Annotated in this window: 11 protein-coding genes; 5 read left to right on the forward strand and 6 right to left on the reverse strand. The window is 39.7% G+C overall.

What is annotated here, in order from left to right:
* Positions 1–80: 80 nt before the first annotated feature.
* Positions 81–815 (reverse strand): WYL domain-containing protein, encoded by a 735-nt coding sequence (locus JW841_15710; protein MBN1962379.1) that lies wholly within the window; start codon positions 813–815, stop codon positions 81–83.
* Between the two features lie 27 nt (positions 816–842).
* Entirely contained in the window at positions 843–1,259 is a 417-nt protein-coding gene (nikR, locus tag JW841_15715) for a nickel-responsive transcriptional regulator NikR (GenBank protein ID MBN1962380.1), read from the reverse strand.
* 146 nt (positions 1,260–1,405) lie between these two features.
* On the opposite strand from nikR, the gene JW841_15720 reads away from it, so the two are divergent.
* From JW841_15720 to JW841_15740, 5 genes are all read left to right on the forward strand, one after another.
* A complete protein-coding gene (locus JW841_15720; protein MBN1962381.1) occupies positions 1,406–1,888 on the forward strand; it encodes a hypothetical protein in 483 nt (160 codons plus the stop codon).
* Positions 1,878–2,345 (forward strand): hypothetical protein, encoded by a 468-nt coding sequence (locus JW841_15725; GenBank protein MBN1962382.1) that lies wholly within the window; start codon positions 1,878–1,880, stop codon positions 2,343–2,345. The genes JW841_15720 and JW841_15725 overlap by 11 nt, the downstream gene beginning before the upstream one ends.
* A complete protein-coding gene (locus JW841_15730; GenBank protein MBN1962383.1) occupies positions 2,346–4,244 on the forward strand; it encodes a TonB-dependent receptor in 1,899 nt (632 codons plus the stop codon).
* 208 nt (positions 4,245–4,452) lie between these two features.
* Positions 4,453–5,397 (forward strand): M23 family metallopeptidase, encoded by a 945-nt coding sequence (locus JW841_15735; protein MBN1962384.1) that lies wholly within the window; start codon positions 4,453–4,455, stop codon positions 5,395–5,397.
* A gap of 109 nt (positions 5,398–5,506) precedes the next feature.
* Complete coding sequence (locus JW841_15740) at positions 5,507–5,788, forward strand: hypothetical protein (protein ID MBN1962385.1); 282 nt, start codon at positions 5,507–5,509, stop codon at positions 5,786–5,788.
* 8 nt (positions 5,789–5,796) lie between these two features.
* On the opposite strand, the gene JW841_15745 is transcribed toward JW841_15740, so the two are convergent.
* The 4 genes from JW841_15745 to JW841_15760 all read right to left on the reverse strand — a co-directional run.
* Positions 5,797–6,849, reverse strand: coding sequence for an ABC transporter ATP-binding protein (locus JW841_15745; GenBank protein ID MBN1962386.1), 1,053 nt, complete (start codon positions 6,847–6,849; stop codon positions 5,797–5,799).
* The gene (locus tag JW841_15750; protein ID MBN1962387.1) at positions 6,846–7,772 is read right to left on the reverse strand and encodes an ABC transporter permease; all 927 of its coding nucleotides are present in this window, start codon (positions 7,770–7,772) and stop codon (positions 6,846–6,848) included. Before JW841_15750 ends, JW841_15745 begins: the two co-directional genes overlap by 4 nt.
* Positions 7,762–8,577 (reverse strand): ABC transporter permease, encoded by an 816-nt coding sequence (locus JW841_15755; protein MBN1962388.1) that lies wholly within the window; start codon positions 8,575–8,577, stop codon positions 7,762–7,764. The genes JW841_15750 and JW841_15755 overlap by 11 nt, the downstream gene beginning before the upstream one ends.
* 23 nt (positions 8,578–8,600) lie before the next feature.
* On the reverse strand, positions 8,601–9,276 hold a 676-nt coding region (locus JW841_15760; GenBank protein ID MBN1962389.1), incomplete at its 5' end, for a substrate-binding domain-containing protein.

The following is a 9,276-nucleotide window of genomic DNA, read 5'->3' on the forward strand; positions in this document are numbered from 1 at the left end:
AGAGAGTTTTACGTAACTCCTCGTCATTCCTACGAAAGTAGGAATCCAATTCCGATAAAAGTGAAAAATGAGACTAAGAGTCAGCCCTTGCCATCTCTGGTCACACGTCGAGCGGGGCGGATATTTTTTGTGGTTTTTTGCGATCGCCGTTGCCCGTGTGTCACACGTAGCGCCGCCTTATGTTGCCGCTGCACCAATTGCCTCAGCGCTACCGGAGCCAACACTTGCACTTGTGGGCCATAGCTCGTTACCCACGCTACTAACGCAGGGCTTATAGGCGCTGATAACTCAACCTCTAATTCGCCCGTGCTCATAAGTTGTGCCCGCTGCGATGGATGTACGGTATGCTCGCCAATCAACGGCGCAATTGCGGCGGCAAAACGCAGGCGCACAGTAGTGGGCACGCCATGCCAAGGACCAAAGGTGCCATGTAATACCGTCGTTGGTATTAATTCATCATGTCGTTCAAAATATTCACCAGTAGTGTGCACTGCCATTGCACGATCGACCAAGAATGTTCGTAACTCTTTACGTAAATGACAATAGCCAATCACATAGATAGCGCCAGCTTGCAGATGCAAATGATACGGGTCAACTCGGCGCTCGGTCGCCTGCGACTCGCTGCGTTTACGATATACAAGCACTACGCTTTGCCGGCGTTCAACTGCTTCTACTAGTTTACTTACTAGGTCAGCTTGCGCATGGTAGTTATGATTCACCCATGATGTCGCCGACACCAGTGTCGCTGCAGCTTGGGCACGTTCACGTAACTCTTTTGGTATCGCCCCTGCAATTTTAGTTACAAGCGTAGCCAAGACCCCTCAACAAGCAAGAGGTGCACTCTATTTAATTTTTTTCCCAGTCGTAGTCAGTGACAATGTCCCATGCTTGACCCCGCGAGTGCCGATTAAGGCATCGGCAATTTTTTGCACTTGTTTGGCATTACCGCGTACCGCAATCATTTCAAGACAATTATCATGGTCTAAATGAATATGCGTTGCCGCTAAGACTAAATCATGATGGTCATGTTGAATGCTGGTTAGGCGATCAGATAAGTCATGTTTATGGTGGTCATAAACAATAGTTATAGTACCAGTGACATCAGCATTATCATGCCATTCATCTTGCACCAAAGCGTTACGAATTAAATTGCGCAAAGCTTCAGAGCGATTGTTCCACCCATGTTTTTTGGCTATGCGTAGAAAACGGTTAAGCAAATCAGTTTCAATCGAAACGCTAAAACGAGACAATTTATCCAAAATTTGCCTCCTGTTGACAACGCCATGAATTTGTGATGTGCAGTGTTACGAAATAAAAAAACGTAACACTGAATTATTTGTTTTTAATTCAGCAAATACTAAAAAGGTACATTATGCAAAAGCTATCTAAAAAGCTAGTCATGTTAATGGTAATAACACTCGTTAATATTTGTGCTTGCGGTGATAACAAAGATGAAGCCGCACAAGTAATACTTTACAATAATTTCGATAACCCCGATATGCCTTATCAACCTTTATGGACTATATGCAAATCGTCTTATCTAGGTGTTGAATTCGCCAAAATAGGTTGGGGTGAAAAAAGTGCCCAGCAAGAAGTCAAGCCGGGTCTAGATTATGTCTATATGGTAGCTGCATGGGAAGATTCAACTTGTGCTGCAGAAAATTGCTTGCCAATCGCGTCTAAAAACGAAGAAGAAGTAGTTGATGGGCAAACCAGTACTATAGAAATTAATTTTGCCAATCACCAAGGGCCATGCCCTCCGCGTGAAGGCGTAGCACCAATACCTGAAGCCCTATATAACCACATTTTAGAGCTTTGGCCCGATTATAATTTTTTGCCATATGCCGAGCGTACCCAAAACACACAGTGCCTACCTGATGATGCATAAATTACTGCTAGTGGTTATATGTTTTACAATTGGCGCCTGTGAATCATTTTATCCTGAAGTAGTAATTGTTAATAAAACTGCAGCTCCAATTCTTTTGCGCAACATTAGTTACAATGGTTGCTTGTGGGAATCGGTGTCGCAGTATGAAGAAGTGACATCTGTACAAAAATGCATGCCTGGTAGTGATCATGTATACTTTCAAAAATTTAATGCATTAACATATTACAAAAAGTTAGTTGAAGATGATTTAATCGATGATTTCAATACAGAAACTTATAATTGCGATGATGTGATCGGCGAATGCCCAGTTGACGAAAATATTACTTCACAGCCTGTTTGGTATAACTATCGTACTAGCAAACGTTTTGCCGCTAAAGAGGCGGGTTTTTATACCATTGAAATTTATTTAGAAGATTTTGAGCAAGATTTTTCAGTGCCTGGCCCATACGGACATTAAGTGAATAAGTTAATTAAATATTTAATTTTTTTATATACCGTAACCAATTGGCAATTAGTCAAAGCTCAAGAAACTAATACCGAGAAAAGCCCAATACTAAAATCTGACGTTGAATCAACGTCTGCAGCCAAACAGCAAATTCCTGTATACGAAACCGTTGTTATCAGTAAAAAATCAATTGAGCGCGATAAAACTCAAAGCACGACTATTGTTGATGGTGAGCTTTTACGCTCTAGTTCTCAAGCTAGTATGCTTGAGGCGTTGGCGCAACAAAGTGCTGATATCTATGTTTCAGCTCGTGGTACAACTCATGGTGTAGCTAACGGTGCTTCGGGTGGGATCCATATTCGTGGTTTAGGCGGTAGCCCAAATTCTCAAGTGCTAGTAGTTGAAGATAACGTTCCAGACTATCAAAGTATTTTTGGGCATCCAATCCCAGATGAATACGTGCCTTCGCTTATTGATGAAGTTTTAGTTATTAAAGGAGGCGATTCAGTTCTTTATGGTTCTAACGCTATGGCAGGCGTTATAATTTTACGCAGCCGCTGGCTAACGCACGAAGGATATGAGCTGCAAAACGATACGGCTTATGGTAGTTATGAAACTTTACGTGAAACAGTTTCGTTTTTAAGTAAAACGGGTGCTTTTGATATCGCTGCAGCAGTTCATGCTTTATCAAGCGATGGGCATCGCCTCAATGCAGGTGGCAATAATGTTATTGCCACAACCGCCGCTAGATATTTAATTACGCCTAATTTAAAAGTTAGTTTTCGCAACAAGTTAGTTCATATTAAAGGCGCTGATCCCGGGCCGGCTTCACACCCAAACGCTGATAATTGGTATGATGTGTGGCGTGATAATGTTTCGGCTGAGCTACTTTATAAGTACAATGAATATAAATTAACTAGTTTGCCATATTTAACATACGGCATCCACAAGCTCTATGATGGCTTTTATTCAATTGACTATATTATGGGCAATAAAATTGAAGCTCAGTATGAGCCAAGTAAAATAATTAAGATTTTACTTGGGGTAGATCCGCGTCGTATTGATGGCAGAGTTAAAAATCGCATTACCAAAGAACATCAAAAAATAAAAGCAATGAACGAAATTTCTTTTTATAGCCAAGTTACGGTTCAACCTATTAATTGGCTAACCGGTGTATTTGGTATGCGTGCTTTAAATAATACTCGGTATGGTTCGGTGTTTTTATATAAGTCAGGGTTACGTCTTGATTTGGTTGAGGGTTTAAACCTTTTTGCACGTGTTACTAAAAATTTTCGTCAGCCAACTATTCGCGAATTATATTTACCATATCCTACAGCTAACCCAAACCTTAAGCCAGAATACTCAACTAATGAGGAGGCTGGAGTAAAATTCAATTCAAAATATTTTGAAGCTAGCTGCGCTGGTTATCGCAGTGACGCCCATAATTTAATTAAATACTTTGGGGCATGGCCGAGTGCCGAAGTGATAAATATTGACAATATTATGATTTGGGGTATTGAAGCAACGGCAAAGCTTAAAAACATCGGACCATTTACAATGCATCTTAGTGCTGATTGGCAAGATGTTGGTCGCTACACTCGCCAAAATCCCAGTACTAAAGTCAATTTTGCAATTAATTTTAAGCATGAATTTAGTTCACATCGATTTAATGCAGACATAAACAGTGAATGGGTCAGTGGTTTATATATGAACGATTATTCGCGTCAGGCGATAAAAGACGTAGTCGCAATTAATCTATCATTACGGTATCGCTATCAAATTCCAGATAGAAAATTGTCAGTTGAACCATATGTTATTTTGCGAAATTTGCTCAATCAGCGCTACGCCTACATTAAAGATTACCCCATGCCAGGTTTTAACGTGCTCGCAGGTATGAGAATAACAATGTAAAGAAACACAGGTAAAAACATGTAAATAATATTATTAACAGAAAAACAATTAAAAATAGTTAAGTTTTATGGCTTTTAAAAGATCATTAAATAAGACGAGAATTGTACTAATTAGCTTGGTATTTATCCAAATCGATTAATACAAGCACTAAAAATGCTTTTTTTGTAAAACCGTGTTTGACACCACCACTAGGCTTTAGGTACTTTGCATGGCCGTGAGAAATCGTCGCCTTTTCTTGGTAATTCTTGATGGTTACGATCGTGCGCCTCGTAGAGCACAATTGTCTATTACTGTCTTAAAAGGCTTGGCGGCAATTATTACAACATTAGTATTATTATTTGGCCTAATTGTTATCCAGGGTGCACGAAATACAAACATCGCTGAAGATACCGCGCACGTCGCTCAAGAAAATAAAAGATTACGTACAATTATTAGAGAGATTGAAAATCGTCTACCACAAGGTCAAATGCTTGAATTGCGCGCCGAGCTGGCCTTTGCCCAATTATGGTCAAAGAGTGATTTAAGTTTTAATAAGGGTGCATTAGGTATTGGTCCTCTTGATACTAATATTGAGCAATCGATTTCTCCTAACAATCTTAACTCAAATATAGAGATCGAGCCGATAAAAAGTAGGGTGCTAGCAATTGCTCCAACAGCGCTACCGCAAGAGTTTGATCGCTTAAGAGTTAACGCGCAGGCACTGCAGATTTCGCTTGATGAAATGATCGAATATTTTCACGATACTTCTTTATTACTTTCAAATACTCCATCGATTAGCCCTGTAGAAAATGGTTTTATAACTAGTCCATTTGGCAGACGTCTTCATCCTATAACTCATCAAATTGTTATGCATAAGGGTTTGGATATTGGTGGGCAGTTAGGTACCGATATAATTGCCCCAGCCGATGGTACCGTAATTTTTATAGGTGTACGTGATGGCTATGGGTTAACCGTGGTAATTGATCATGGCTATGGGCTTCAGACTCACTATGCCCATCTTAGCATCATTAAAGTTAAAAAAGGTCAACGTCTGCAACGTGGAGAGTTAATCGCCGCCATGGGGGCGACTGGTCGCGCTACTGGTTGTCATTTGCATTATGAAGTACGTTATGGCGGTCAGCCGCTTAACCCAATACGTTTTATCCTAGATTAGTGAAATAGATTAGTGATATAATTTAAAAAAGAGAAATAGGGGCACCCCCAAGTTTAATTAAAGTGATTGTTTACATAATTTTGACAAATAAAAAAAGGCAGCAGTGAATATGCAATTTTTTAGACGCATTTATTTTCGTATAAAATCTGCCTTAACCCCGATTTTTTTACGCTGGGCCGCACTTTTTGGTTTTATCGTTGGTGTATATACCTGTCCATGTTGCGGGCAACCAGCTTGCCCAAATGTTGTTTTAGGTACAGGTTTAGTCGCAGGTATCGTGGCATTTGTCAGACGCCATATACTTAAACGAAGAAAAAATATAAAATCAAAGCATGCGCAATTCTCGCATGAGATGCATGCATATGAAATAAAAGATAATGAGCAGATATAATTAGTATTTTAGCTGTTTTTTGGAAATAAACTTATAGAATCGGGCGCAATATATAAATCAATCGTTTCCCCGATATTAAATTGATTTTGATGCTGATGACTTGCATAGATAATTAAAGGTACACCAATATCGACTTCAATTTCTAAATGAGCAATTCTGTTATATATATTTACAATAATTCCATTAAAATTATTGTTATCTGAATTTTTATTTATTTTACCGTTGATATTTATGCATTCAGATCTAATGGCGGCAATAACTTTACCGTTTTGTTTTTGCATAGTATAAAGGTCTGGCCCATTTTCAATTTTTATTGCAGAGCCATAATTATTTATAGTGGCGGTCGCCGAAAACAAATTGCGTGTGCGTGTGAATTTAGCAACAAATAGCGAGTTAGGACGAGAGAGAATTTCTTTTGGTGTGCCGATTTGTTCTAATTGACCATTGTTCATGATGGCAATACGATCAGCAACATCTATTGCTTCTTCAAGGTTGTGGCATACGTGTAAAAAAGTGCCATTTACTGAGCGTTGTAATTTGTTTAAACTGCTAGCTAAATCAACTCTGGTATTTTCATCAAGCGCACACAATGGCTCATCGAGTAATAATAACCTTGGCTCGGTTACTAATGCTCTTCCTAAGGCTACGCGTTGACGCTCGCCACCACTGAGTTTTTCAGGGTAACGATGGGCTAGTTTATCTAACCCAAGCCGAGCAAGCATTGCATTAACTTTTTTTATGATAATCGCTTTAGGTATTTGGTGAGCTTTTAAACCATAGGCGAGATTTTCTGCTACCGTCATATTAGGGAATATGGCGTAATCTTGTGGCACATAGCCGATATTTCTTTCTTCAGGATATAATCTTGTAACATCAATACCATCAAGCAGTATTTGCCCTTGATGATGTCTATATAATCCAACAATACATTCAAGCAGCACTGATTTACCTGCACCGGTAGGTCCAAGTAAAACAAAATATTCACCTTCTTTAATAGTAAGATTTATTTGGCGAAGGTGAAATTCTTGCAGTTCAAGTGAAAGGTTGCATATTTCAATCATATCATACTCCTTGATACCTTGATGTTTGCTAAATGATGCAACAAGTATACACAGACAGTAGCAACGGCTAACATTACAAATGCAATAGCAACGCCTTGTTCGGTGCGTCCTCCTTCAATTTCCATCCACATACCGACAGCAAGCGCATCGGCATTATTGATGCCTAGCCATTGAGATAGTTGTGAGAATTGATTAATTGTACGCATACGAAAAGTGCCAGCAACTAACAAAACCGCACCGAATTCAGCTAAGGCACGCGTCCAGGCCAGCACTAAACCAGCAATAATTCCACTGCGAGCGAGAGGTAGCGTAACTGTAAAAAAGGTGCGTATACGTGAACTACCCAGAGAGCGAGCAACATGCTCGTAACGCTGGTTAACTGAAGCAAAAGCTGCACGCCATGCTTGGATACCAAAAGCTAGTGATAATATAAGTTGTGCTAATATTATACCAGTTAAGCTATGCACAATTCTGATACCTAATGCGTCTTGCAGCGCTAATACTGGAGGATATTGCAGAGCCACCATAAGTGTAAGACCAACAGTTGAAGCAGGTAATACCAATATCGAATCTAATAGAGTGCCAGCTATTTTGCGGCCACGAAAATGAAAACGAGAAAGCGCATAAGCAGTTGGGACTCCTAGCACAACAGCGATAATGGTAGTTGTCGTTGCCGTAAGTATACTTAACCAAAGTGAGCGCCAGAACCATGATCGCGAAAATAAAGTATGAATAGCGTTGCTATTAGTTTGATTATAATTACTAGAAAATAGCCATAAAGAACCAATAAGTACACAAATAAAAATGCATGATAAAAATGCAGTAAATAGCCAAGTTATATTTAAATAGCACTTTTGTTTTAGCAATATACCGTGTTTAATGGCGTGAGTATTTTGATGTTTAATATTGTGATTAGAAGACATGTCCACGTCCCCCCAATCTACGTACAGCCGCTAAACTAAAAATAGCAATTAATACACAAAGAAGGCTATTGGTTAGTGCCCAACCAAGTACACCTCCATTCCAATCAAGATAAACTGCAAATGGCAAAGTATCAGTACGACCCTGAATGCCACCAACAAATAGCATTAAAGACTCCCATTCAGCAGCAGCACGCGCCCAGACGACAATTAAACTAGCCAAAATACCGTTTCTTGCTAGAGGGAGATCAACCAATAAGAAAGTGCGAGGCAGTGAGGCACCAAGGCTGCGAGAAACTGCTTCAAAACGTGGACTAACCGTATCAAATGCTGCTTTAAGCAAACGGATGGCAAATGCCAAAGTAACAGCGATTTGGGCGACAACTACACCTGCAACAGCATGATGTATTTGTATACCTAATATCGAGGTAATTTCATTAATCGGCCAAGATATAAAAAAGCCTAAGAGAAATACACCTACAGCAGCAGGGGGTACCATCACCGGCAAATCAATTAAAGTTAATGAGAGACGAGAAAAAGGTATGCGATAGCGTGACAACACATAGCCAGCCGGAATTGCAACTAACATCGTTAAGGCAGTAGCAAGAGCCGCAGTCCAGACAGTTACCCATAAACTTGACCAAGTTCGTGTTTTGCTCAAGTAATGGATGAAATCATGCCAACCTAAAAACAGTGAATTGATAATTATTAAAGCGGCCACTGCGGTGGTTAAAGTTATACCGATTCCGATAAAAAAACCGTACCATGTTAGGTGTTTTATACGGCTTTTGTGAAAATGACTAATCATGCAAAATGACCTATCGATTTTTATCAATGTAGCGTCTGACGTTGTCGCAATACTTCTTTAACAAGATGCCCAACGGTTGCTTTGGTTACGGCAATACTAGGATCTTTGGCTACTTTTGCGGCAGCCACCAACCATTTCATATCATCAGTAGTAGCTTGACCGTTATCAGTACAAAATCCTGTATCATCAGTAGGCACAGCGTTGATACCATAGGCATGGCTATGAAATATTTTTTTTCCTTCATCACTTAAAATAAAAGCTTTAATTTTTTTTGCAAATGTAGGTTGTTGCGAGAATTTAAGCAAAGCAATAGGCAGACGAATAATACCTCGATATTGTGGTTCTATAGGGACGATTTCAATATCTTTTAAATATAATACAGCAGTTGTAGCCCAAACGATAGTGGCATCGATGGCGCCAAGTTGCACCGCATTGCCAAGTTCAGGAATACATTTAGCATACATTGTTGCATTTTGTTTAACCGCATCCCAAATGCCAGCTTTTTTAAAAGTTTTTTCATGCCATAGTCCGATAGCAGCAGCTTCTGGGTCTGCTAGCCCTATACGTAAGCCGCCACGTTTAAAATCTTCTATTTTAGTAATTTGTTTGGGGTTGCCCTTGGGGGTTATAATTACCGTAATGAAATGGGCGGTAATATCGGTTTGTGGGTTATAGTCATCAATAAAACCCCTGTTAACT

The organism is Deltaproteobacteria bacterium, assembly GCA_016931625.1.
Classification (GTDB): Bacteria; Myxococcota; XYA12-FULL-58-9; order XYA12-FULL-58-9; family JAFGEK01; genus JAFGEK01.